Genomic DNA, 24,231 nt, shown 5'->3' on the forward strand with positions numbered 1-24,231 from the left:
GATGGATGCGTTTCGCATACTCGGCGAGCTGATCCATACGACGCTCGTCTTCTCGACCGCGCTTATTTTTACGGCCATGGGCGGCATCTTCTCCGAACGCTCCGGCGTCGTCAACATCGGCCTGGAGGGCCTGATGATCTCCGGCGCATTCGCCTCTGCGGTCGCGGCCTGGTACGCCGAGCAGGCGGGCTTTGCGGACGGCTCGCCCTGGATCGGCCTCTTGGCGGCCATCCTGATCAGCATGCTCGTCTCGCTTATTCACGCGGTCGCCTCAATTACTTTCAAAGCCGATCAAGTCGTTAGCGGCGTCGTCATTAACTTTCTGGCCGCCGGGTTTACGGTCTATCTCGTCAAAATTTTGTTCGCAGGCTCCGGACAGACGGAAACGCTGAACGCCGTGTTTCACAATGTCGCCATTCCCGGACTGGCGTCCGTCCCTCTGCTGGGCTACGGCGTATTCACCGCTTACCCGACGACATATTTGGCCTTGGCTGCCGTCGCTCTAGGCTGGTACGTGCTGTTCAAAACCCCGTTCGGCCTCCGCCTGCGCGCGGTCGGCGAGCATCCGGGAGCCGCGGACACGCTGGGTGTGAACGTTACCCGCATGCGATATATCGGAGTGCTGCTGAGCGGCGCGCTGGGCGGGCTCGGCGGCGCGACGATCACGCTCACGACGACGAGCAACTTCTCGCACAATACGATTTCGGGGCAGGGCTTCATTGCGCTAGCCGCGATGATTTTCGGCAAATGGCACCCGTTCGGCGCCTTGGGAGCGGCGATCTTCTTCGGCTTCGCGCAGGCGATCCGAAACTTTGTGCAGCTGTTCCCGGTCTCCCAAGCGATTCCGATGGAGTTTATCTACATGCTCCCCTACATTCTTACGATTCTGGTGCTGGCGGGCGCCGTCGGCCGCGCCTATCCTCCCGCGTCGCTCGGCGAGCCGTACGACCCGGGCAAACGATGACCAAGCACGCGAAAAAGCCGCATCCCCGCGCTGTGATCGTTGCTGCGATCCGCGCCTCCGGGATGCGGCTTTTCGATTAAGACTGCATTCCATGCAAGGCAGCTTGTTGAGAAAGTGGCCTGAGGGGATTTTAGAGGTTACGAAGGGGTGGGGTATCCACTTCCGACCGCTCTTGTCCTCGGGAAATTTGATTGGAAGCCGCTTAACAGCGGACATTTCCCGAAGACAAAGGCGGCCGCTATCGCTTCTCCAATGGATACCCCACCTCCGTTTGCATCTCTATTTTTATAAAAGACCACTTTCTCAACTGCATTCCATGCAGCCTGGGAATCTCCGCTCCATGATCGGAACGGAAACCCCGCTCACCCGGCCGTAAGCCGTTTGATCAGAACGATAGCTTCCGACGCGCCCTCGCCTCCGGGCTCCACCCGTAGCTCATCCACCAACGCCTGCAGCAAATAAAGGCCGATCGGCGAGTTCCCAAGACGCTCCAAGGCCTCCGCCCCCTCCTGCGGCAGCTTCACGGGGTACAGCGCTTCCCCGAACGTAACATTCGGCGAATCCGTTCCAACCCGGATCTGGAGCCCCGTCTCCCTCAGCGTGAACACCAGCCGCAGCATCGGCAGCGGTTCTCTATCTCCGGCTTGCAGGATCGCGTAATTGCACGCTTCGGTTACCGCTACCTTCAAGTCCTCGATCGCTTCGTACGAAAATCCGATCCGGACAGCCACGCCATACAGCGCCAAGCGGACCGTGACCAGATCGTCCGCCCGAAGCGGCACACACAAGACGACGGTTTTCGAGCCGGCTTCCGTTTGCCCCTTCATAGTCCGCCCCCTTCAAACGTCAGGTAACGGGACAATCCGGTCATGTCGAACAGCCGCCTGATTTTGGCCGGCACTTCTTGTACAGCAAACGACGCCTCCTCCGGCTGCCGTTTCTTAAGCACGGAGACGAAAATCCCGATCCCCGTGCTGTCAATGTAAGTCAACTCACGCAAGTTCAGCTTGAGCGGCACCGTCCGCTGACCCGCCAGCGGCTCCACGACGGAACGGAATTGCTCGGCCGTGCTCAAATCAAGCTCGCCGGATAAGAACAACACGTTCGCTTCCGGCGTATTCAGCACTTTGACATGGAACTTCTGCGCGTCTCTGTCCATCCGCTTTTACCTCCCCCTGAAACCATGATTATTTGTAGAATAGCAGATTTCAGGAAGTTTTTCACGGCACTCCGCAGCGAAAGCTGCTGATTCACCGAAAAGCAGCCGGGGTAATCATCACTAACGAGGCACCCAATAATTTCAGCTCAGACAAGGAGTGATTGAAGATGGATGATCCTATGAAAAGCGTGGACATCGAGAAGAAAAGCGTCGAGAAACGGATGGATTCCGGCATGGTCGCTTCCACCTTCATCAAATACGCGGCTTACGTCGTCATCTTTTTCGGCTTTCTCTATTTCCTGGTCCGTTACATCCTGCCCATGTTCTAATGTGCCCGGTTACGATACGCGCACCGGCTCCGCCGCGTGCGCTTTTTTGCGGTGTCGGCAGCCTCTCCGGGCTTGAACAACAAAATAAAGGCCAGACCGAAGCCTGACCTCTCTCCCGCATGCGGTTTTCCATTACTTCGTATCCTCCGTGTCAATCGGTTGCCGTATGGAAATAATGAACGGACAGCAGCTTCCCGTTGTGCTCGTCCAAGAACAGCTTGAGCGCCCGCTGGCCCCGCTTGTAGACGATCCCGTCCTCGCTCGTCCAATCCGGCGTGCCGAGCGTTTGCCGCAGCTTGTCCGCATTCATCTCCAGCTTCTTGCCGTCGATCTCGATCGTACCCGCCTGGACGGGAACCATGACGTATTGAACGAACTGATCGTAAAGGCCAATCCGGCAATCATCGTATACGAAGATGCGCTCGTCCTTGAACAGCGGATCGGTTTCCTCGGCATTCGGCTTGCCTTTCATTTCGTAAAGCGTTTTCAGATCGTCCGTAACCGAGATCCCGTTGACCCGTTCCAGCAGCCATTTGACAGGTCCTCCAATTTCGGCTCCAGTTCCGGCTTCTTCATAGACGGCGGTATTTACGGTGAACGTCTGTTCCGTTGCCGCCAGCGAAGACGGATGAGACAGCTTGTCCAATGCCGCAGGCGAATCTTCGGCGGAGCTCCAGGAAGCCCCGGTCAATCCGATTGCAGCCGCGCCGATCAACCACCATTTGCTTAACCGTTTCATTGGAATCACCTCTCCCGTGTTGTGTCAGGCAACGGATCGAGTTCACACGTTTAGTTATTGATTTAAAATGTCATTCTCATCGACGGCAATGACAATGCGCCCGCTCGCCATCTCCTTCTCGTAGTATTCGACCGCCGACATGGACAGCCCGAGAGACAGAAGCTTCTCCCGCAGCGCCATGCCCTCGCACTTGTACAGCGGCGCTACCGTATGCGCCATCGCTTCTCCGACGAACCCGATCCGGCTTGTATACTTGGGCTTAAACATTTCCTCCGTCCGCACGTTCTCATGAGCCAAAATTTGAATCTGATCCACGCCGCGGCCGGCCGATTGAAAATCGCGGACCGCCTGCTTCACTTCCTGCTCTCCCTTGGCTACTACGATCGAATGATACATCGGAAACGCCTCCTCCAGGTCGTATAATCAAGCTTCTTACCGGACGTGCTCCAGTTGAAGCTGCCCGAGCGGCATGTACACTTTCGGCTTTTTGTCGCTTGGCTTCATGACCATTTCCGCGTCGCCGACGACGGCGATCGAGGACTTCGACAAGCTTCCGACGGTGGCCCCGTCCATCAGGACGGCGCCTTCTCCGATGATCGCGTTGCGGGCGAAGACGCCCCGTCCGATATGCGCATTCGGCATCACGATGCAGTTGCGGAGCACGCTGCCCCGCCCGACGTACACGTCGTGCGAGATGACCGAGCGTTCCACTTGGCCGAAAATATGGCTGTTGCCGGCGATCAGCGAATACGTGACGCGGGCCGCGGGATCGACGTAAGAGTGTCCGGCTACGCATGCGGGCGTATGCATCGGCCAAGCGGCTTCGCTGCAGCGGAATCGGGGCTGCTCGCCGATCAGATCCATATGCGCTTCCCACAAGCTCTCTACGGTTCCGACATCGCGCCAATACCCTTCGTACGAGTGTGCGTACAGCTTGCCTCCGGAGCGCAGCATGGCCGGTATGACGTCTTTGCCGAAGTCCCGGGAGGACTGCGGATCGCTCGCGTCGCTGTCCAGCATCCGTTTCAAATAAGACCATTTGAATATATAAATGCCCATTGACGCGAGATTGCTTTTCGGCTGGGCCGGCTTTTCCGCAAATTCAACGACCCGCCCTTGGCTGTCCGTCCGCATAATGCCGAAGCGGGGGGCTTCCTCCCATGCGACCGGCGTTACCGCAATCGTCGCATCGGCACCGCTGTCCTCATGCTGCTTCAGCATCCGCCGATAATCCATCCGATATATATGATCGCCCGACAAGATCAACACGTGCTTTGGTTCGTGCCGCTGGATGAACGCTTGATTCTTGTACACCGCATCCGCCGTGCCCGTATATTCGCTGTCCTGCGGCGGCAGCAAGGTTACGCCGTCCGCGGCGTTCGACCAGACCGCCCCGCTGCCGATATGTTCATGCAGGGACGCCGCTTGATATTGAGTCACGACACCAACCGAGCGAATCCCCGAATTTTTGCAATTGCTTAAGCCAAAATCGATGATCCGGTAAGCACCGCCGAAATGAACCGCCGGTTTCGCTTTGGATGCGGTCAATACGCCCAACCGACGGCCTTCCCCGCCGGCAAGCAGCAAAGCTACACATGCTTGGGAATTCATCATTTCACCTGCACCTCTCTGTTGGTCTAGTGTTTCGTCGCTTTCGTCCGATACCTATGATTAACCGGGCGCCCGGTCTATGAAACATAAACTGGCAGCTTTCATAGCACGAGCCATCGGTTTTCAAGGTGAGTCGAACGGATCGTTTGATCTTTAGTTTTATAATTTTTTAACAAATTTATAAATTTTGCGACGTCACGACCATAAGCATCTCCACCTTCGTCCCGTTAAAAGGTAGGCGGAGCAGATACCGCGATCAGCAGCGTTTCGCCCTTCCATATATTCTTATAACTGTGAGGTACCCTGGCATCGTAATAGATGCTGTCTCCTTCGTTAAGGATGTAACGTTCATTGCCAAGCACAAACTCCAAGCATCCGGAATGAATAAAAAGAAATTCCTCACCCTCGCTATGGCCTACGCTTATGTCGCCGGAGGTTGCGCCTTCTTCCAGAACTCCCCATATCGGCCCCATCTTGTTGTTGCTACCTTGACTAAGGGCATACCAAGTAATCCGCGAACTCTCCGAATGCACCAATGGCTTGCGTTCGTTGTTCCTGACGACGATGCTTCGCTTTTCCTCACCAAACAAATCGGTAAAATTTACGTTCAACGCGTTCGCTATGCGCTTCAGAACGCTAATCGACGGATTCGCTTTATCGCGCTCGATTTCACTGAGAAAAGACAACGATATGGCTGCTGCTTTTGCTATTTCTTTGAGCGTTAATTTTTGTTTTTTCCGCGTGCTTCGGATGACTTCGCCGATTGAATTCATATGTCCCTCTCCTTAACTCCGAAAAATATTTCGCTGACACCGAAATTTATGTTGTTATCATAAGTAAAAAAACGCGATTGATCAAGCACTTTCACAGAGCCGGAATTACGGTGTAAAAACGTTGATTCTTCGCTATGATTGGCTTACTATTTTATGTAGGTCGACTAACCAATTTTTTCACCCGGGTATTCATTCATCGTTCTTCCCAGAACAATTTTCAGTAGTAGCGAAATTTCCAAAGACAGAAAGGTGTACTGTCAATGACCAAAATCCCCAAGGTCTATCACGTAGGAGACGTTAGCATTACTCGTGTCACCGAAATGGTGCTAGGCGGTATTTCGCCAGAAATTTATTTCGCCGGATCGTGGAATCCGGCGTTTCTGGAGAAGAATCGGAACTGCCTTCCGACTGGTCTGATCGACGGCAATTCTCAGCTTATCGTTAGCATAGGAACATGGGTTGTGAAAACTCCGAAGCATACGATTCTTATCGATACAGCTACTGGAAACGATAAAAACTTGCCGTTAAACCCGGCTCTTGCCAATCTTCAGCTGCCTTATCTTGAGCGCCTCCAAGAGACAGGGGTTTCGCCGGAAGAAGTGGACTATGTCCTGCTGACGCATCTGCACGTAGACCATGTCGGTTGGAATACGAAACTTGTTGACGGACGATGGGTGCCGACATTTCCGAATGCTACCTATGTTTTCCCTCTCGCGGAGCAGCAATATTATTCCAGCGAGGCGAGCCATAACAAAGAAAACGAAGCGAACTTTAACGTTTACGAGGAAAGCGTCCTTCCTGTTGTCGAAGCCGGATTAACGCAAACCATCGGTCCCGAGGGTGGAGAACTTCTCGATATCTTCAAGTTCATTCCTACTCCCGGCCACAGCATCGGACAAATGTCCATCAGCCTTACTTCCGGCGGAGAAGAAGCTTTATTTGGCGCTGATGTGATGCACCACCCGTTCCAGGTTTTTAACCCTGAATGGAATTCCATGTATTGCGAATTCACCGAGCAAGCCCGTATTTCACGGCGCCGGGTGTTGGAGTCCATAGCGGATCGCCCAGTCATTTATTTCAGCTCGCATTTTCCGGAAAGCGCGGCGGGGTATGTCATTCGCAGCGGCGACGGTTTCAAATGGGACTTTGTATAATCCTTCTACCAATTTAACTTGTGAGAGGCGTTGACCTTATGACAAATCATGGTTTTTCCAGCGAAATTGACATCTTGACTGAAGATCTGCTTATCCCCAGCGATACGCCGGGCATCGAGCTATCTATACGCAATAAACGTCCGGCTTCCATGGATACCTTCTCTAACGAAAAAACGATTGTCATGGTTCATGGCGCTACTTATCCGATTGGCAGCCTGTATGACGTGGAGTTGGACGGGTTCACTTTCCTGGACTATCTGGCTAGACATGGCTATGACGTTTACGCCGTGGATGTCCGCGGCTACGGCGGGTCGACCAGGCCTTCCGAGATGCAGCAGCCCGCTGATCTTAATCCGCCGCTTGTCCGTACGGAAACAGGGGTTCGAGATTTTGGCACTGCGGTTGACTTCGTTCTGAAGCGCCGAAATTTATCAAAAGTCAATATTTTGGGGATGTCTTGGGGAGGTACGGTTGCGGGAGCCTATACGAGCCGGAACAATGATAAGGTTAACAAGCTTTCGCTTATCGCGCCGCAGTGGTTAAGCTCCGGACCGGTTCCTATCGATACCGGCGGCCCGCTTGACTCGTATCGCCTTGTCGCTGTCGGCGGCATGAAAGAACGCTGGCTGAGCGCCGCTCCTGAACATAAGCGCAGCGATTTGATTCCGGAAGGCTGGTTTGAACAATGGGTTGAATCAACGCTTACTTCCGATCCCGGAAGCCAAAGCGTTCATCCCGGATATATCCGGGCGACCAATGGCCCTATCCTAGACATCCGTGAATACTGGACGGCAGGCAATGCTTTCTACGATCCTGGGGCCATTACTGTTCCTGTCCTCCTTGTCCATGCAGAGTGGGATATCGACGTTCCGCTGGAGCTGGCCCAGCATTTCTTCACTTCCCTAACCGGAGCCGCTTATCGCCGCTGGGTCGAAATCGGGGAAGGAACGCACATGGTTATGCTGGAGAAAAACAGGCTTCAGGCTTTCCAGGCCATCCGTGGTTTTTTGGATGAAGCCTACACACCGGCGAAATGAGGAAGTCTCAACAACAGCGAGTTTTCATGATATCGCTTGCCTAACAAAAGGCCTGCGGCTTGTTGCCGCGGGCCGTTATTATGCGGAATCTGCGGGAGAGCTCTTTCATCCGGGATGGTGAATCCCCTTTATTTGACGACGCTTATGCAATCGTATTCGACGCAGCCCTTAACCCGGATGGTGAAAACGAACTCCGCCCCCCGGCGGCTTCCCGGCGCAAGCGCGATGTGGCCGCCCATGAGCTGTACGAGATTTTTGCAGATCGCCAGCCCCAGCCCCGTCCCGCCGTATTTGCGGGTTAAGGACGAGTCCACCTGCGTAAACGGCTGGAATAGCATGCCGCGCTTCTCCTCCGGGATGCCGATGCCCGTATCGGAGACGCGGAACTCCAGCTCCAGCTGCTCTTCCGAGTAGCTTAGCACCGCGACCGAGACGTGCACGCCGCCCTGCTCGGTAAACTTGACGGCATTGCCGACCAGGTTGATCAGCACCTGCCGCAGCCGTGATTCGTCGCCGATGATGCACTCGGGGATCGCCGGATCGACATCGTACGTAAGCTCCAGCGACTTGCTGCGGCTTTCGGCGTGGAACACCTCGTACGTTTCGATCAGGCTCGTCCTCAGGTTCAGCGGCTCTTCTTTGATCTCCATTTTGCCCGACTCGATCTTGGACAGGTCCAAAATATCGTTGATGACATAGAGCAGCGCGGCGCCGCTGCGACGAATCGTATCGACATACTCGCGCTGTTCCGCGTTCAGGTCTGTCTCCACGAGCAGATCCGCCATGGCGATGACCCCGTTCAGCGGGGTCCGGATTTCATGGCTCATCATCGCCAAAAAATTCGCTTTGGCCATGGCCGCCTGCTCGGCCGCTTCCTTCGCCCGCTGCAGCTCCCGGGTCCGCTCGTTCAGCAGCTCGGTTTGCTGCTGCAGCTTTTTTTGTGCCAAATAGATGCTGACGAACCCTTCGATCTTCGACTTCAGCGTGCGCGGCACGAACGGCTTCACGATATAATCGATCGCTCCGACGGAGTATGCCGTGAACGCCTGATCCTGCTCGTCCGGAGCCGCGGTGATGAAGATGATCGGCACCGCCCGCGTTTTTTCGCGCGATTTGATCCACTGGGCCGTCTCGAACCCGTCCATCCCCGGCATGTGCACATCGAGTACGATGACGGCGAATTCGTGCCTGAGCAGACAGCGCAGCGCCTCCTCCCCGGAGGTCGCCTTTTCCAGAATATAGTTCTGGTCCTCCAGCACCGCCTCAAGCGCAAGCAGGTTCTCCGGTTGATCGTCCACCAGCAAGATGCGGATCGGCACATCCATACAAACCCCACCTCATTCAATCTTGCGAAATATTTTCTCCTGCGGATCCAGCGTCTCGTAATGCCCCGCATGCTTCGTAAACGTAATCGACTCCTTATGCCCCAAGACGAGAATCCCCTGCGGGCATAAGCTTTCGTAGAACAGATCGTGCGCATGGTTTTGCAGGATCGAATCGAAATATATCATGACATTGCGGCAAAAGATGACGTGAAACTCGTTAAACGACCGGTCCGTCACCAGATTATGCTGCGCAAATACGATCCGCTCCCGCAAAAAAGGATGAAACACGGCTACATTCCCGGATGCGCCATAATACCCCGAGAACGCATCCTTGCCTCCGGACAGCATGTAATTTTTGGTATATTCCTGCATTTTCTTGAGCGGGTAAGCAGCGCGCTCCGCCACATGCAGCACCTCTTCGTTAATGTCGGTCGCATAGATGCGCGCCCGGTCGTACAACCCTTCCTCGTACAGCAAAATGGCGGTGGAGTATACCTCCTCCCCCGTCGAACAGCCCGCATGCCAGATACGGAAGGAAGGCAGCTCCCGCAGCAGCGGCACGACCCGCTCCCGGAACGCCGCGAACAAGCTCGGGTCCCGGTACATCTCGGTCACGTGAATGACCAGATCGTCCACCAGACGCTCCGCGCAGCTCCGATCGTGCAGCACCCGCTCCTGCAGGCCGGATACGGTGATCAGCTTCTCCGCGTAGACACGGTGCCAGATGCGCCGGCGGACGGACGGATACGCGTAATTGCGGAAGTCGAAGCCGTACAGCCGGTACAGCCCCTCCAGCAGCAATGCGATCTCGATGCGCTCCCGCTCCTCTTCTTCCCGGGTGCCCCGGCCTCCGTCCGCCTCCGAATAGACGGAGCCGAGCTTGCGCAGCACCCTCAAGTCCCCGGACTTTTGATCGTACAATCCGCCGCTCATTTGTACAACCACACCCGCATAAGCGAGAGAAGCTGCTCGGTATGAACCGGCTTGGTAATATAATCGGAGGCTCCGGCTTGAATGCATTTATCGCGGTCGTCCTTCATCGCCTTGGCCGTCAGGGCGATGATCGGCAGCCGGTCGAACCGCTCGTCGCCGCGGATGGCGCGCATCGCCTCGTAGCCGTCCATCTCCGGCATCATGATGTCCATCAGCACGAGATCGAAGTCCGGCTCCCGGTCCAGCGAATCGAGTGCCTGCCTGCCGGTCTCGGCGAACGCTACCTGCATACCGAGGCCCTCGAGCAGATTGGAAAGTGCGAACACGTTGCGGATGTCGTCGTCGACGAGCAGCACCTTCTTGCCCTTGAATACCGTTTCGATGCTGTGCAGCTTCTGAAGCACCTGCTGCTTCTCTTCCGGCAGGTTCTCCTCGACGCGGTGCAGGAACAGCGACGTCTCGTCAAGCAGCCGCTCCGGCGACTTCACATCCTTGATGATGATCGATTCCGCATATTTCTTCAAACGCAGCTGCTCTTTCTTATCGAGCGTCTTGCCGGTATAAATCACAATCGGCAGCCGCCGCAGCGCCTCGTCCGCTTTGACCCGGTCGAGCAGTTCGTAGACGGACGGCTCCGTCATTCCGTAATCGAGCACCATGCAGTCGAACGGCCGCGCCGCCAGCACCTCAAGCGCCTCCGCGCCGCCCGCGACGGCCGTAATTCGGACGTCGTCATGAGCGATCAGGTTCACCAAGCTCTCGCGCTGCTCTTCGTCCGGTTCGACAATGAGCAGATTACGCAGGTCGCGGTTCAGGAACGATAAAATATGCGTAAACGCCTGCTCCAAATGCTCTTTGCCGGAAGGCTTGCGCAGCCAGGCGATCGCTCCCATCGACAGTCCCTGATGCACCTCGTCCACGACGGAAATGACATGAACCGGAATATGGCGGGTGGAAGCGTCGTTCTTGAGCTGCACGAGCACGGACCAGCCGTCCATGACCGGCAGCTGGATATCGAGCAGAATCGCATCCGGCTGAAGGGTCTTGGCGAGCTGAAGTCCCTTATCCCCCTGCAGCGCGACGACCGCCTTGAAGCCCCGGCTCCTTGCCATGTCCAGCAGGATCGCGGCAAAATGCGCATCGTCCTCGATAATCAGCAGCACCCGGTCGCCTTCCGCAATGCTGTCGCGGTCGTCCGCGAAGGCAGTCACCGGCATTGCGCCGCTTTCGGCCGCTTGTGCGAGCGACAGCGGCGAAGGCAGCGGCCACCTATCCGGGGCCTCCGCCGAGGGCGGCATAGCGGCTGGCGCCGCTTCGGCCGCGCCGGACGCCAGCCGCACGTCGTGCGGCAAGTACAGCGTAAACCGGCTGCCGCGGCCCTCCTCGCTCTCCAGCTCAATCGTTCCGCCGAGCAGCGAAGCCAGCTGTCGGCTGATCGAGAGGCCGAGTCCCGTCCCGCCGTACTTGCGGCTTGTTGTTCCGTCCGCCTGTTGGAATGCTTCGAAGATCAGCTGCTGCTTATCGGGAGAAATCCCGATGCCCGTATCCTCGACCTCGAAGGCAACCATCGGCCGAGGTTCCGCGAGCTGCCGTATGGTGAGGCGAACGCTCCCGGAATGTGTGAACTTGAAGGCGTTGGACAGCAAATTTTTCAAAATTTGCTTCAGCCGTCCGCTGTCCGTTTGTATCTGTCCCGGCGTCTTACCGCCAAAATCCACCTCGAAGGACAGCCCCTTGGACCGGGCCAGCGGTCCGAACGCTTTTCTCATCGATTCGGCCGTCTCCTGCAGGCAGACCGTCTCCTCATGCAGCTCCATGCGGCCGGATTCGACCTTGGCCAAATCGAGCACATCGTCGATCAGCTTAAGCAAGTCGCAGCCGGACGAGTAGATCGTCTCGGCGTACTCCACCTGCTTGCCCGTCAAGTTACGCTCCTTGTTCTCTTTCAGCAGTTGGGAAAGGATCAGCAAGCTGTTGAGCGGCGTCCGCAGCTCGTGCGACATGTTCGCCAAAAATTCCGACTTGTACCTGGAAGCCAGTGCCAGCTCCAGCGTCTGCTTCTCCAGCTTCTCCTTGGCCAGCTCGATCTGCCGGTTGATCTCCTCCGTCTCCCGGACTTGCTCTTCCAGCTCCGCGGTCTTGCGGACCAGAGCGTCATTGCTCTGCTCCAGCTCCTCCTGCTGCCGCTGCAGCTGCTCCTCTGACACCCGCAGCGCCCGCGTCTGCTCCTCAAGCTTCTCATTGGAAGCCTTGAGCTCATCCTGCTGGGACAGCAGTTCTTCCGACTGGGTCTGCAATTCGTCGGTCAGCGCCTGATGAATCCGCAGCAGCTCCTCGATCCTCAGTCGTCCCATTAAGGCGTTCAATGTCACGCCCAAGTTTTCGCTCGTCTGCTTGATCAGCTTCTGCTCCAGCTCCGAGAACGTCTTCAGCGACACCAGTTCGAACACCGCGATCACTTCGTCGTCATACTCGATCGGCTGCACCGTCAGGGTCAGCGGCTCCAGCTCGCCGAAGGCGGAGCGGATCGCACCGTATTGTCCGGCGACGCCTTCTACCGTGATGGGCTTGCCGTCCTTCGCGCACTGCCCGACGAGCCCTTCTCCGAGCGGAAGCTCGGCAGCGGCCGTGCTTTCCGAACGGGCGTATGTGCCGGCAAGCACCAGCTTGTTGCCGTTCGGCGTCTGCTTCAGCACATAGAGCGCCCCGTCCTGCGCGCCGACGATCCGGGCCAGCTCGCCGATGAACGTTTGCGCCATCTCCTCGACCTTCCGCGAATCCTCCAGCATCGCATACATATGCGCGATCTGAGTTTGCAGCCACAGCATATCTTCATTCATTCTATGCAGCGCCCGCTCGCTTGCCGTTGCTTGCTCCAGATCGTCCGCCAGCCGATTGAACACACCCGCAAGCTTGCCGAATTCGTCATTGGACGTAATGGGCACCCGGTAAGCCGCTTCCCCCCATTTCCCGTTCGCAAAATTCGTAAGCATCGCCGAGAGAATGTTCAGCCCCCGGCTAAACCCGAGCACGATCCACAGCACAATCGCCACGCTCAGCATCAAGCCGACCAGCGTCAGCAGCCCGGTATACGTCAACGTCTGTTGGTTGTCACTCAGCGCCTGCGTGATAGCCGCATCCATCGCTTCATTGTGGAAATTCGTCAAATTGCCCATGCTGCTTGTAAAATTATCCTGCAGCTCAATCCCCACGTTCGTGCGAAGCGCGTTGGCCTCCGCTTGTTTGCCGCTTTGGTTCAGACGGACGACTTGGTCCTTAAAGTCCAAGAAGCGTTTGCCGTGCAGCAGAACTTCGTCGGCCAGCTCCCGTTCCTTCCCTTCCTTGGAAAAGTTGTCAATCTGCTGAAGGCCTTGCATGACCTTGCCGCTGACCGTCTTGACGACTTCGGCATTCTTCTTATCGCTGTCGTCCGAGTCGATCAAGAGCAAATTCACGATGCCCTTGGCAAGCTCCGCCGCGTCATTGCGCACCTGCGTGCTGATCCGCACCTTCTGGTACCGGTTCTCATAAATTTCCTTAATACTGGAATCCGTGCCTGTCAGCCGGTTCAGGCCGACGCCCGCCAAAGCAAAAATCAGCACCAGCAGGATGCCGAATCCCATAAACAGCTTCGTTTTCATCTTCATCAGCTCATTCCCTCTCCCGTCCCTTTCTCTCTCTCTTCGTATTATCTTTATTCATGGCCGCCATCTACGTAGCGGTGATCAGCACCATGCAAATATCGTCGCTCTGCGCCTCCCTTACATCCTGCGGCAGCAGGGTCTCGACCAGGCATTCGGGGCTTGGCGCCTGATGAATGCAGCTTTGCAGACGCAGCGCCAGCAGATCCGACTCCGCTGCGTCCTCCGGGTAAGCGTCCGGCAGCGGTAGCGCCTCCAATAGCCCATCCGTATACAAGGCGATCCGGATCGGCTGTTCATAGGTGAAGATGCTCTTCGTAATCTCCATCTGATCGAAGAAGCCGACGGCGCAGCTTCCCTGATTGAGCGCCACCGGCGCTTTTCCCTCTTCAAAAAGAAACCCGGGCGGATGGCCCGCGTTCACATATTCGATTGTCTTGCTCTGGGTATCGATCAGCAAATAAATCGCCGTAAAATAATAGCTGACCGACGGATTTTTATGATTGAGCTGGTTCATGTACCGGTTCAGCTCCGTCACGACGAACTCCGGCGAAACGAAGCGTGTGATCGTGTCCTGCATGACCGAGGAGATGAACATGCACACCAGCGAAGATGAAATCCCGTGGCCCATAATGTCCAGGATGATGACGCCGTGCCGGTCCTCGTCAATCCGGTACCATGCGTAAAAATCACCCGCCAGCTCGAACGACGGGTAATACGCGGCGCTGATTTCCAGCCGGTCCTTCTTGAGGGGCGGGCTGAGCACGCTGCCCTGCACTTGTCTGGCCAGCTCCAGCTCCTCGCGGATACGGGCATCGTTCTCCTTGTGCCAATCCTTCTCGTATTTGAGGCGCAGCGCCGAACGAATCCGCGCGATCAGCTCGATTTTGTTCACCGGCTTCATCACGTAATCCATCGCCCCGGCCTCCATCGCCTCCGCCAGCTTGTTGGAATCGCCAAGCGCCGTCACGATAATCACCGGGATATCCTTGAGGCGTTCATCCTGCTGAATGCGACGGCACGCTTCGATCCCGTCCATCTCCGGCATCATCATATCCATCAGGATCAAGTCGACCGGCACCTTGCCTCCGTCCGCATACTCGGTGAGGCGCTGCATCATTTCCACCGCCGAAGAGGCTTTCCAGAACGAGTCGTATCCTGCGCTTTTCAATATTTTTTCGATCACAATGAGATTGACCGGGTTGTCGTCCACGATGGCAATGTTCATACCTTATTCGTCTCTCCCTTGTCCGTGTGCATCCTTTGCCCTCGATGGCAAAGGTCCGTTCTTACCATTATAGCTTTTTTTTAAGCTTAATTAACCGAAAACGGAACGTTTGAATCAGCCCGAGAATTGTTTCGGTCCAGAAAATCCGGGTTAATGAAGCATAAGCCGGACCGATCCGGACGGCTGGCCAACTCCATGGCAGACATGCCCGGCGAAGTCCGAACGCATGATCTGAACCGATTCGAGGAGGGACGACTCATGAGGACAAAAGTGAAGCTGGTAGAAGGTGAAGAGTACGCCATCCGCGCCATTCGGGGCTTTCGTGAGGAAGGCCATTCCCTAAATGAAATTTATGTGCTGGCGCATGACGATGACCGGACCGAAGGGCTCAGCCGCTTGACCGATACGAATACGATCGGCGTGATGGAGGAAGGGATGGCGACTGCCTTCGCCAACCTGTTCCGCTCCCGCGGCGATCAGCTCCGGGCGAAGATGGAATCGCTCGGCATCTCCGCGCTGGAGGCGGAGCGGTACGAGAAGGAGCTGGACAAGGGGCGCATTATGGTGCTCGTCTGGTACGAGGACGATACCCGCACCTTCGAGCGGACGGACGAAGACCTGGTCCGCCGCCGCGAGCACCCCGAGGACGTGGCAATTCCTCCGATGGGCGGCATTTACATGTCGGGTCCAGGCGGCCCGGGCGGCACCGTGTAGAGCGCTTGTCGGCTGTCACGGCAGGCCTGAAGCTCCCCCCGCTTGAGGTAAGCCGTTCCTGACCGGGGCCGACGGGCACTGAACGTTTCCGCCCAAACCAAAAAGCACCTCGATCCTTTTGCGGGTCTCAAGGTGCTTCTTTATCTTTTTTGGGGCCGGGTGAAAAGGACCGGCCGCTAGGCAAAAGCGGCATACGTGAGCTCCCGGAACTTTTCCTTCCACGGGGACGGGACCTGGAGATCGGTCCATAGCTCCTCAGCTTTTTGAACGCATACGGACTGCACGATCTTGGTATATTCGATGCAGCCGGAATCCACGATCAGCCGCATATACTGCTCCTTATCCTGTACAAGAGCGTCTGCGGTGATTTTTCCTTCATAATAGTCCTTCACCGGGCGAAACGCTTCGCTATCTACATTGAGCAGATACAGTACAGGCAGCGTCCGCTTGCGAAGCAGCAAATCGCTCTTCACATCGAATTGGGCAATGTCCTTCAGATCGTTCTGGATCTGGTGAATCATCCCGACGCAATCCGCCAGATCGTCGATCCGCTCCATCGTCTCTTCGCTGCAATCCGTCAGACAGTACCCCATCAGACAAGCGAACCGGAACAGAGACCCCGATTTCTCCTGAATCATTGTGAGATAATCGTCAACCTCGGATACCACCTGATTCGTGACGTCCTTATGCTGTCCGCTGACCGATCGGGACAGCATCTTGCTGATCTCATAAAGCGAACGCCCGGTCACTCCGCATTGGCCGAGCTCTCCGACGAATCCCGTCAGTAGGACGAGCACCGCATTTAACGCCACCGCCGGCGGACACTGCATCCATGGCTTGCTCTCGTGATCCTGATCCTGCAGGTCGTCGACAATATCGAAGCAGAGAAGAATCAATTCCGTCGCCGCGGCCAACCGACCGATATGCGGCGAAGCTCCTCCCAGCATGTCATGGGTGCAGTGTGTAATACTCGACCACGACCCTTGTTCCTGCGCCTTCTCCTCGATGAACGCTTTGAGCAAAGCATTGAGATCCTCCGCGCCCACATGATCGTCTACCATCCGGTACATATGCTCTACTGTCTCCCGATCCAATCCGCCCGTCCCCCTAGTTGTCCTTATCGAATGTCTACGTATAATGCCTGCTCTTAATAAATTTCTCCATCGCTTCCATTCTCGACTTCGCGCCCAGCTTGTCGTAGATTCGGCGCAGGTAATTATCGACGGTACGTTTGCTCATATGGATGTGATCGGCAATCTGATCGTGCGTAGCCCCTTTGACGACCATGCCCATCATCATCACTTCTTCATCGTTCAAATCTTCATACGAAGGCGAGCCGCTCAATTGAATCTGGTGATACAGCGACAGCGGCAGCATCGTATGGTTGTCCAGAATGCAGTTCACCATGTTCTTGATCGTTCTGATGCTGGATTCCTTCGAAAGCACGCCGCTAACTTTCAGCTCGATGAGCCGATTCATCGCCCCCGTCAAGTCGTGACCGGTAAAAATCACAATATGAATGTGCGGATATTCCTTCTTGATTTGCGCCGCGACATCGGTCCCCGACAGATCGGGAAGCTGGTAATCCAGAAAAACGAGCCCCGGCTGGTGCTTCTTGATCTGCTCCAGGCCTTCCTCGGCGCTGCTGGCAATACCGACCACTTCAATGCAGTCCGTGTCCTCCAATAATTCCTTCGTCGCATGGGCAACGAGAGGATGATCATCGATCACGAGAGCTTTGACCGTTTCGTTCATACGGACATCACCTCCCGCACCGGAATCGTAATAAAGAACTTCACACCGGCGCCTCGCCGTGAATCACACTCCAGCTTTCCGTTCAAATGCAAGATACGACCTCTCATTTGCTCCACTCCCATCCCAGATGCTCCAATCTCCATGCGAGGTACTTGCGTGCTGTCAAACCCGACGCCGTCGTCTTCATAAGTCAGGCAAAACCTGTGATCCTTCACTGTCATGGCAAAAGATACTTTCGAAGCCTGCGAATGCTTCTTCGCATTGTTAAGCAGCTCTTGTATAATGCGGAAAATATGCCTTTTCGTCGTCAAATCCTTCGATTCGATAGAGGAAGCACCCTCTTCCTTGAACTCGATCTCGAACGGCGTATGGTACGCTTCCTTGTCCAGATACGTCCGTACGGTTTCGATCAGCCCGATCTCCTTCAGCAGGAACGGATTCAATTCGAAGCAGCTTTGCCGCAAGCTGTTGTTGATCATTTCTACGAAATTGATAATGTTGTTCAAGTGCTCCTTGTCTTCCTTGTTCATCGCATACTTGTCCAGCAGTGCCACGAATCGCCGTTTAAGGAAAAACAAATCCTGCATCGTCGTATCGTGAAGATCGGCCGCAATCCGGAGCCGTTCTTCCTCTTGCAGCTCGAACATGATTTTGCGGAACCATTGAATATCCTGCGCCGATTGCTCGTCGGGCAACTGCGCCGCCAGCAGCTGCATCTTCGCCGTCAGCTTGCGGATCAGGTGGACGTTCTCCAGACTGACCTCCAGGTAGGAAGTAATCAAGTGGAGCCATTGAACCTCTTCCTTGCCCAGCAAGGTGTTCGCTTTGTTGCTCGTGATGACGAGGTAGCTGGCGTATTCTTCATGACGGTTAATCTCGATACAGGTGTATATCGGATGGTGAAGCCAAGTCGATGAGCGGATCATCTCCTTGATCTCCGTCGTATCGATCTCGCCTTCGTCGATGATCTCGGTATCGTTCTCGTACTGGAACACGATCGCACCGCCCCTTACCTGGAGCGTCTTAACGATGTCCACGAGGACAATTTCTTTCAGATCGCGGAAGCTGGAGATGGCTCCGAGACTCTTGGAAATTTTCTTGAGCGCCGTCTGAAGCACATACTTCCTCGGGAACAAGAACCGTTCCAGCCGAGTTGTGAAGTATTCGGCCGAGTACATGACGGTGGACAGCATGATGACGGAGCCGAAAAACATAAAAATAATTTCTCTTGCATCAATTAAGTCTTTAAACAAGAAGACAAAACTTCCTGTAAAAATAGTAGACGGAATGATCGCAAGCATAGCGGCAAAAGCAAAACGCCGAAGTACTAAGCCAATGTCGTACAACTGGTTCGTAGCAATTAAGTACGCGAATGAGATCGGGAAGAATAAGATAAACCAGCTCGTGTAAACGGCATTAATAAATCGCTGTCCGGTAAGGATTTGCGGAATAAACGATAAACAAATTGAAGGTAAAAAAGATAGAAAAAGAGAAAACCATACACTTCTAACAATACTCGACAAATAAGATTTTTCTTTTCGAATTTTAAAGTAAATAAATGTTAAAACAATTATATTGAACAGAAATCCAATAATGAAGAAAAACAAGGTCATAGTACCATTATGACGGTGAATCATATAAGCTGTTGGAGGATATAGCATTAGAAGTCTTACCCCAAATCCTATCACAGCTATAGCATATAAGTATTTTATTATCTTTTTAGGTAACTGTATATTTCCCTTCTCTTTGAAAAAGATCACTAGGAAATGAAAAAAAACAAAAGGTAATACCATCACCAGACTAGTGATTTGAATCTTTCCAATGGCGTCCCCTCTAACAGAAGCGCCTTGGTTTATGTAAATGATGCCACAAGTTAAAAAAACAGTTGCAAGTAACCGTGCCGAAGAGGAATGATTTATCCTCGTATACAGTAAACCAGCCAAAAATAAGCACAATAATCCTTCGAACAGTGGAATAATATCGAAAGTTAGCTCGCTCCGCGAATCAATTATGATTCTATCCTCAAGTCCACCCCTTGATATAACCAATTCATGAGCCTGTTCGATTGTTTTCCATTTGTAAATCATCGGATTCTCGTGCGGGGATCTACCATCGACTTGTTTGATGATATCTCCCACTTTTAAATTAAGTTTAACACTAGCACCGTCCTCATCCAACTCCTTGATTTCCCATTGATTCTGTTGATTTAATTTTAAATAAATTCCGATATAAGGATATTTGAACGTAATGTAAGTACACCAAACTTGCAATACAACAAAAATCGACAAAAATAGCAATATTGCAATCTTTTTTTTCATAAAATTCTCCCTAGATGCTTACTTTTATTATACTTTCTTGATATACTATCTCTAGTAAAATCGTCTCATAAAAGGGGATATTCTACATGCTAACCATTCGGGTAACGCCGCAGTTACATCATGTCGTTCACATGTTAAAAGGTGTCGATTTTCAAAAAAATGTAAGCACTTCCTTGAAATGCTCATTCCTATCTGATGCCGAATCTCTAGCGGTTTCTGAAACATTCGCCCGAATAGTTCATGGTAAATTGAAACAACCAAAAGAACCTCTTACTGAATGGTCCTAATCTATAGTATTATTTTACCAAATAAATAAGAGATTGTATATTAGGTCTTTTCTAGTATACAATCTCTTTTTAGATTTTCCGCATTATTTCGATAAAATGCGACAATTACATTAAAATGAAAATCATAAATATGACGAAACTATCCATTTTTTGTAACCAGTTCTTGTAGACAAGTTCTTCTTAATTCCCTTCGCCATACTATCGTTTCTTAAATCGAACCCACCACAACTCCTTTTTTCAAATAATCCGTTCATAACTAAACCATAAGATACCGTGGCACCCCTTTTCATAGTCCTGCATCTTCCAAAAAATAGTTGACAATCTATTCTGTTATTCGCTAGGATAATGGATACCAAGTTAATTTCCCATATATTACAAAAATTTTACTTTAATTAACTTGTACAATGTAGGATGTGAAAGGAGGGCACCATAAAACCAAACTGTGACCAAAAGGTAAAGTTATTGCTGTTAACTTTCACTTATCCGAAATTCAAATCCTAGCACATTAAGTATCAAGCACTCACCTTAGTTCTACATATTTTATAATCATTTAAGGAGGAATATTTTCTATGTTCACTTTCAAAAAATCCATCCCAATGTTATCCATTCTAGCAACCCTCACCATCGCTTCCGCAGCCTATGCTGCTAACGATGCTATAAACCTTGCCTATCAAGATGCAAAGGCAACTGGAAGTTTAGTTACAGATTTCTCCGTTTTTGAAAATGATAAGGCTAATGCAAGAACCGATTGGCAAAATAATCAAACTTGGCAGTATCTTGTCGTTGGGGTGACACTTAAATCTGCAGAAAATATTAGTGCCGCCTATGAAATCCATGGCTCGGACTATGGTAACTGGGCACATGTATCGGCATCAAAAGGGGGAGTATGGGCTTTCCAAAGTGACCACAAGATTCTTGATCGATATAATACAGCGACCGTACGAACCATCGAATCCCTGACGAGCAGATGGTAATAAGGTCGTAAGAAGGGTGAAATATGCACCACAATGGTAAACTTTTCATAGTTAACCATTGTGGTGCTATATTTTGTGTATTACAGCGACTTAGGAATTCGTTGTATCACAGTTAATTTGTGCGTATAAATATTATTTTGGGATAATTTCGGGAGGAAATGTGAACACACTGAATCGCGTCCTTAGCCAGATTAAAGCATACCCGTTTACTTTCTTCATACTGGTTTTTAGCATTAGCCTATCCATCGGTTTAATTACAACTACTTTATATTCCATCAATAAGGCAGTTGAAATCGAGCGCTACTTGGACAAATATCAAATTAACAATAAAATTTCCTTCTCCTTAGACTTTGAAGAGCAAGTAGACATGAAGGCCATTATCAAAGCGTTCAGCACGATGAGTGTGAATAGTAATCTGCTTATAAATTCACTTAGCGTAGAAACAGACCTAGGCATGGTCAATCCTATGATTGAATATTGGAAAGCAGATGAATACAATAAACTTCCTTTGTTAGAAGGAGAATCTATCCGGAAAAGTTCCTTGGATCGCGGGGATAAATTATGCATGGTAGGAAGAGCTTTTATTCCCTATATCATTAAAGAGAACGGGAAACAATACGTCAAAATAGATCATGAGAAATATGAGATTACGGGAATCATAGGAACGAATAAAGGCAACTCGCCTTATCTCGACCACAAAATAGTTATACCTATTACAAGTTTGACTGAGCGAGCGGAATCCAAGCTACAGAGCCAAAAAAGTATCCCTGTCGTTTTATATGGAGATCAGACACGCTTATTAAAAGATTACGATACCGTAAAAAATCAGGTGTCGATATTTAAAGTCAATAACGCAGACTTCTCTTCCCTGAGAGGTTCCTCTCCATATACACATTTAGGTAATCTCGGGAATCAAATTACTTTTATCATCACTGTATATGTGCTGGCTTTGATCAACGCCGTCAATATCGCTGTATATTGGATCAAAGAACGAAGAGTTGAAATTGCAATCAAAAAAGCATTTGGCATTAGCAATTCTACAATTGCTTTTTCATTTTATAGCGAAATGTTAGTCGTATTTCTCTTCTCCTCGTTGTTGGTTTGTATTGTGCAGATTTGGATGAGCCCTATCATTGAACAGTGGGTTGGATACCCATATAAAATAACGTTAACGGATATTATTAATCATGCGGCTTTCGTCTTCATAACTTCACTGTTAGTCGTGATTATCCCATTAATCAGTTCGAGGAATATCCAACCTGTTGAGTTGATGAGAAAGGTTTGATCAGATGAGGAGCATAAAGATTGCCTGGAAGTCATTGTGGGAACGCAAGTTAGCAACGCTCTTTATCATGCTTCAGTTAGTCATTTCGTTTTACTTAATAAGCAATGGTTTTATTCAATTAAGTATACCTGACTATGCAAGTGAAACCATTAAAAAATATTCCAATTTGGCTCTCGAAAAAACTTTGACGTTCTCCGTTCCAGATTTAACAAGTGATAATACATGGTCTATTGAACGCTACCTTAAATTAAGAAAAGAAGTTAGCGGCATGAATGAAGTCAGCAATTACGGTTCATTTTCCACGGCTTATTTCATTCTATCCGATCTAAAAAATAGTGATTTATATGAGGCAAAGAATCAAGTTTTATATAAAAACAGTCCATTGAGAGGGAAAGAAAAGCTATCTTATATGGTTTATTTCGATGAGTCCATATTCAGCAGTTCGAAGATCAAAATACTTAAGGGACGGTCGCTTGCTAAACAAGACTTTGCCGCTGAACACCATGAGCAGATTCCTGTATTGGTTGGGCAAGATTACGAGGGTATATTTGACATCGGAGATACATTTTCCATTTATTGGTTTGGCGAAAAACTGAATTATCGAGTTGTAGGCGTAATGGACAGAGAGAGCAAGTGGCTCGATAAAAATGATTATATTTCAATGGGGGTAAGAGATCTGAATGCAGCAATTGTCACCCCTTTCTTGGATTATCAAAAAAACTCCTCGCCGTTTGTTATTAGTTCCTTGCAAAAAAGTACTTTTGTGAGCGTCCAGGATACAGACGATCGTAAAATATTATCGGAGAAAATAAAGCAAGCAGCGACTCAACTTGGTCTGCCTTCACCCATTGTACGCTCTATAAAAGAAGAGTTGGATGCTTACAAAAAAAGCAAAATAGAATTGGTTAAATTAAATCTATATGCCGGAGTATTTTTTCTGCTTACCACCTCGATTGGGATTATTACTTCCACCCTTTCTTCTATTCGAATTCGATTTTATGAATTTGGTATAAGAAGGGTATTCGGAGAATCGATTATTAGTATAGCTCGCTCCATCATCATTGAGGTATTTTTGCTCATTTTGCTAAGCGCATGCTTTGGTGTATTCTGGAATTATTATAATAGTGCAACGTCAATCATCGCCGATATGTCGTCGGTTAAAGATCTCTTTGGAATCGCATTATTCGCTAAAGTAATAATCTTGGTCTTATTGCTCACTTTTTTATCAGTTTTATACCCTATTCGGGTACTGTACAGAGAATCTCCCTACAAACTAATAAGCGGAGTTGAGAATTAAATGCCAGTGATTGAACTATCTAACGTATCAAAAGTATACGGGAATCATAAAAATAAGTTTACAGCGCTTAACAATATTAATCTAACAATCGAACAGGGGGATTTCTTAGCGATTGTAGGACCGTCCGGTTCTGGAAAAACGACATTATTAAATATTATGGGATGTATGGATTCACCAACAAGAGGCGAGTGTAAAATAATGGGCAGACCCACAACTGGTTTAAAAGACTCTCAATTGATTCATATTCGTAATCGCGTAGTGAGTTTCATTTTTCAACATTATGCATTGCTCAATAATTATAGTGTTTATGATAATGTAACGCTGCCTTTTGCAGAACGCAAGATGAGTAAGCATGAGAAAATGGAGAAGGCGAAGCAATATTTAAGCAAGCTGGGAATAGAGGATTTGTTCCACAAAAAAGTAAAGAATTTGTCAGGCGGCCAAAAGCAGCGCGTAGCTATTGCGAGAGCATTAGCATCAGAAGCAGAAATTATCTTCGCCGATGAACCTACCGGGGCTCTTGATTCAACGAATGCAGATAAACTTATGGAAATACTATGCACTCTGAACAATGAGGGAAAAACGATCATTGTTATTACCCATGATTCTCATGTGGCCTCATATGCCAATAGAAAGTTGTTTATGAAAGATGGGAACATTACTTTTGACGAGCCCGCGATAGCCCAAAAAGAAGCATAGGAGATTATA

22 protein-coding genes are annotated in these 24,231 nt (G+C 51.2%); 9 read left to right on the forward strand and 13 right to left on the reverse strand.

Features of this window, described 5'->3' with window-relative positions; all coding sequences use genetic code 11:
• Window position 1: 1 nt before the first annotated feature.
• The gene (locus tag KQX66_RS07190; protein WP_216791440.1) at window positions 2-964 is read left to right on the forward strand and encodes an ABC transporter permease; all 963 of its coding nucleotides are present in this window, start codon (window positions 2-4) and stop codon (window positions 962-964) included.
• A 362-nt stretch (window positions 965-1,326) separates the two neighbouring features.
• On the opposite strand, the gene KQX66_RS07195 is transcribed toward KQX66_RS07190, so the two are convergent.
• On the reverse strand, window positions 1,327-1,791 hold the full coding sequence (locus KQX66_RS07195) for an ATP-binding protein (protein WP_216791443.1): 465 nt from the start codon (window positions 1,789-1,791) through the stop codon (window positions 1,327-1,329).
• Window positions 1,788-2,123: an STAS domain-containing protein gene (locus KQX66_RS07200; protein ID WP_216791446.1), complete on the reverse strand. Its 336-nt coding sequence runs from the start codon at window positions 2,121-2,123 to the stop codon at window positions 1,788-1,790. Before KQX66_RS07200 ends, KQX66_RS07195 begins: the two co-directional genes overlap by 4 nt.
• A gap of 167 nt (window positions 2,124-2,290) precedes the next feature.
• Between KQX66_RS07200 and KQX66_RS07205 the strand changes: the two genes are divergently transcribed.
• The gene (locus KQX66_RS07205) at window positions 2,291-2,452 is read left to right on the forward strand and encodes a hypothetical protein (RefSeq protein WP_216791449.1); all 162 of its coding nucleotides are present in this window, start codon (window positions 2,291-2,293) and stop codon (window positions 2,450-2,452) included.
• 151 nt (window positions 2,453-2,603) lie between these two features.
• On the opposite strand, the gene KQX66_RS07210 is transcribed toward KQX66_RS07205, so the two are convergent.
• From KQX66_RS07210 to KQX66_RS07225, 4 genes are all read right to left on the reverse strand, one after another.
• Window positions 2,604-3,191, reverse strand: a complete 588-nt coding sequence (locus KQX66_RS07210) for a hypothetical protein (RefSeq protein ID WP_216791452.1) — start codon at window positions 3,189-3,191, stop codon at window positions 2,604-2,606.
• Between the two features lie 54 nt (window positions 3,192-3,245).
• Window positions 3,246-3,587: a YflT domain-containing protein gene (locus KQX66_RS07215; protein WP_216791454.1), complete on the reverse strand. Its 342-nt coding sequence runs from the start codon at window positions 3,585-3,587 to the stop codon at window positions 3,246-3,248.
• Between the two features lie 36 nt (window positions 3,588-3,623).
• Window positions 3,624-4,802, reverse strand: coding sequence for a glucose-1-phosphate adenylyltransferase (locus tag KQX66_RS07220; RefSeq protein WP_438804179.1), 1,179 nt, complete (start codon window positions 4,800-4,802; stop codon window positions 3,624-3,626).
• 227 nt (window positions 4,803-5,029) lie between these two features.
• Window positions 5,030-5,575, reverse strand: coding sequence for a helix-turn-helix domain-containing protein (locus tag KQX66_RS07225; RefSeq protein WP_216791458.1), 546 nt, complete (start codon window positions 5,573-5,575; stop codon window positions 5,030-5,032).
• 260 nt (window positions 5,576-5,835) lie between these two features.
• Between KQX66_RS07225 and KQX66_RS07230 the strand changes: the two genes are divergently transcribed.
• On the forward strand, window positions 5,836-6,729 hold the full coding sequence (locus KQX66_RS07230) for an MBL fold metallo-hydrolase (RefSeq protein WP_216791460.1): 894 nt from the start codon (window positions 5,836-5,838) through the stop codon (window positions 6,727-6,729).
• Between the two features lie 38 nt (window positions 6,730-6,767).
• Entirely contained in the window at window positions 6,768-7,766 is a 999-nt protein-coding gene (locus KQX66_RS07235; RefSeq protein ID WP_216791462.1) for an alpha/beta hydrolase, read from the forward strand.
• A 128-nt stretch (window positions 7,767-7,894) separates the two neighbouring features.
• Here the strand turns inward: KQX66_RS07235 and KQX66_RS07240 are convergent, their stop codons facing one another.
• The 4 genes from KQX66_RS07240 to KQX66_RS07255 form a co-directional block, all read right to left on the reverse strand.
• The gene (locus KQX66_RS07240; RefSeq protein ID WP_216791465.1) at window positions 7,895-9,091 is read right to left on the reverse strand and encodes an ATP-binding protein; all 1,197 of its coding nucleotides are present in this window, start codon (window positions 9,089-9,091) and stop codon (window positions 7,895-7,897) included.
• A 12-nt stretch (window positions 9,092-9,103) separates the two neighbouring features.
• A complete protein-coding gene (locus KQX66_RS07245; protein WP_253956984.1) occupies window positions 9,104-10,024 on the reverse strand; it encodes a CheR family methyltransferase in 921 nt (306 codons plus the stop codon).
• Entirely contained in the window at window positions 10,021-13,671 is a 3,651-nt protein-coding gene (locus tag KQX66_RS07250; RefSeq protein WP_216791467.1) for a response regulator, read from the reverse strand. The genes KQX66_RS07245 and KQX66_RS07250 overlap by 4 nt, the downstream gene beginning before the upstream one ends.
• A gap of 64 nt (window positions 13,672-13,735) precedes the next feature.
• A complete protein-coding gene (locus KQX66_RS07255; RefSeq protein WP_216791469.1) occupies window positions 13,736-14,893 on the reverse strand; it encodes a PP2C family protein-serine/threonine phosphatase in 1,158 nt (385 codons plus the stop codon).
• Window positions 14,894-15,151: 258 nt separating this feature from the next.
• On the opposite strand from KQX66_RS07255, the gene KQX66_RS07260 reads away from it, so the two are divergent.
• A complete protein-coding gene (locus KQX66_RS07260) occupies window positions 15,152-15,607 on the forward strand; it encodes a YflT domain-containing protein (RefSeq protein ID WP_216791471.1) in 456 nt (151 codons plus the stop codon).
• A gap of 176 nt (window positions 15,608-15,783) precedes the next feature.
• On the opposite strand, the gene KQX66_RS07265 is transcribed toward KQX66_RS07260, so the two are convergent.
• From KQX66_RS07265 to KQX66_RS07275, 3 genes are read right to left on the reverse strand one after another with little or no spacing between them, the layout of a single operon-like run.
• Entirely contained in the window at window positions 15,784-16,701 is a 918-nt protein-coding gene (locus KQX66_RS07265; RefSeq protein ID WP_216791473.1) for a polyprenyl synthetase family protein, read from the reverse strand.
• Between the two features lie 34 nt (window positions 16,702-16,735).
• Window positions 16,736-17,362 (reverse strand): response regulator transcription factor, encoded by a 627-nt coding sequence (locus KQX66_RS07270; RefSeq protein WP_054972538.1) that lies wholly within the window; start codon window positions 17,360-17,362, stop codon window positions 16,736-16,738.
• Window positions 17,359-18,615 (reverse strand): sensor histidine kinase, encoded by a 1,257-nt coding sequence (locus KQX66_RS07275; protein ID WP_216791479.1) that lies wholly within the window; start codon window positions 18,613-18,615, stop codon window positions 17,359-17,361. The genes KQX66_RS07270 and KQX66_RS07275 overlap by 4 nt, the downstream gene beginning before the upstream one ends.
• Window positions 18,616-20,536: 1,921 nt before the next feature.
• On the opposite strand from KQX66_RS07275, the gene KQX66_RS07280 reads away from it, so the two are divergent.
• From KQX66_RS07280 to KQX66_RS07295, 4 genes are all read left to right on the forward strand, one after another.
• Window positions 20,537-20,941 carry a hypothetical protein gene (locus tag KQX66_RS07280; protein ID WP_216791482.1) on the forward strand — a complete coding sequence of 135 codons (405 nt, stop codon included), beginning with the start codon at window positions 20,537-20,539 and terminating at the stop codon, window positions 20,939-20,941.
• A gap of 160 nt (window positions 20,942-21,101) precedes the next feature.
• Window positions 21,102-22,226 (forward strand): ABC transporter permease, encoded by a 1,125-nt coding sequence (locus KQX66_RS07285; RefSeq protein ID WP_216791485.1) that lies wholly within the window; start codon window positions 21,102-21,104, stop codon window positions 22,224-22,226.
• Window positions 22,227-22,230: 4 nt separating this feature from the next.
• Window positions 22,231-23,523: an ABC transporter permease gene (locus tag KQX66_RS07290; protein ID WP_216791487.1), complete on the forward strand. Its 1,293-nt coding sequence runs from the start codon at window positions 22,231-22,233 to the stop codon at window positions 23,521-23,523.
• The gene (locus KQX66_RS07295) at window positions 23,524-24,222 is read left to right on the forward strand and encodes an ABC transporter ATP-binding protein (RefSeq protein ID WP_216791490.1); all 699 of its coding nucleotides are present in this window, start codon (window positions 23,524-23,526) and stop codon (window positions 24,220-24,222) included.
• The last annotated feature ends 9 nt before the right edge of the window (window positions 24,223-24,231 follow it).

The organism is Paenibacillus oleatilyticus (assembly GCF_018998565.1).
Classification (GTDB): Bacteria; Bacillota; Bacilli; order Paenibacillales; family NBRC-103111; genus Paenibacillus_G; species Paenibacillus_G oleatilyticus.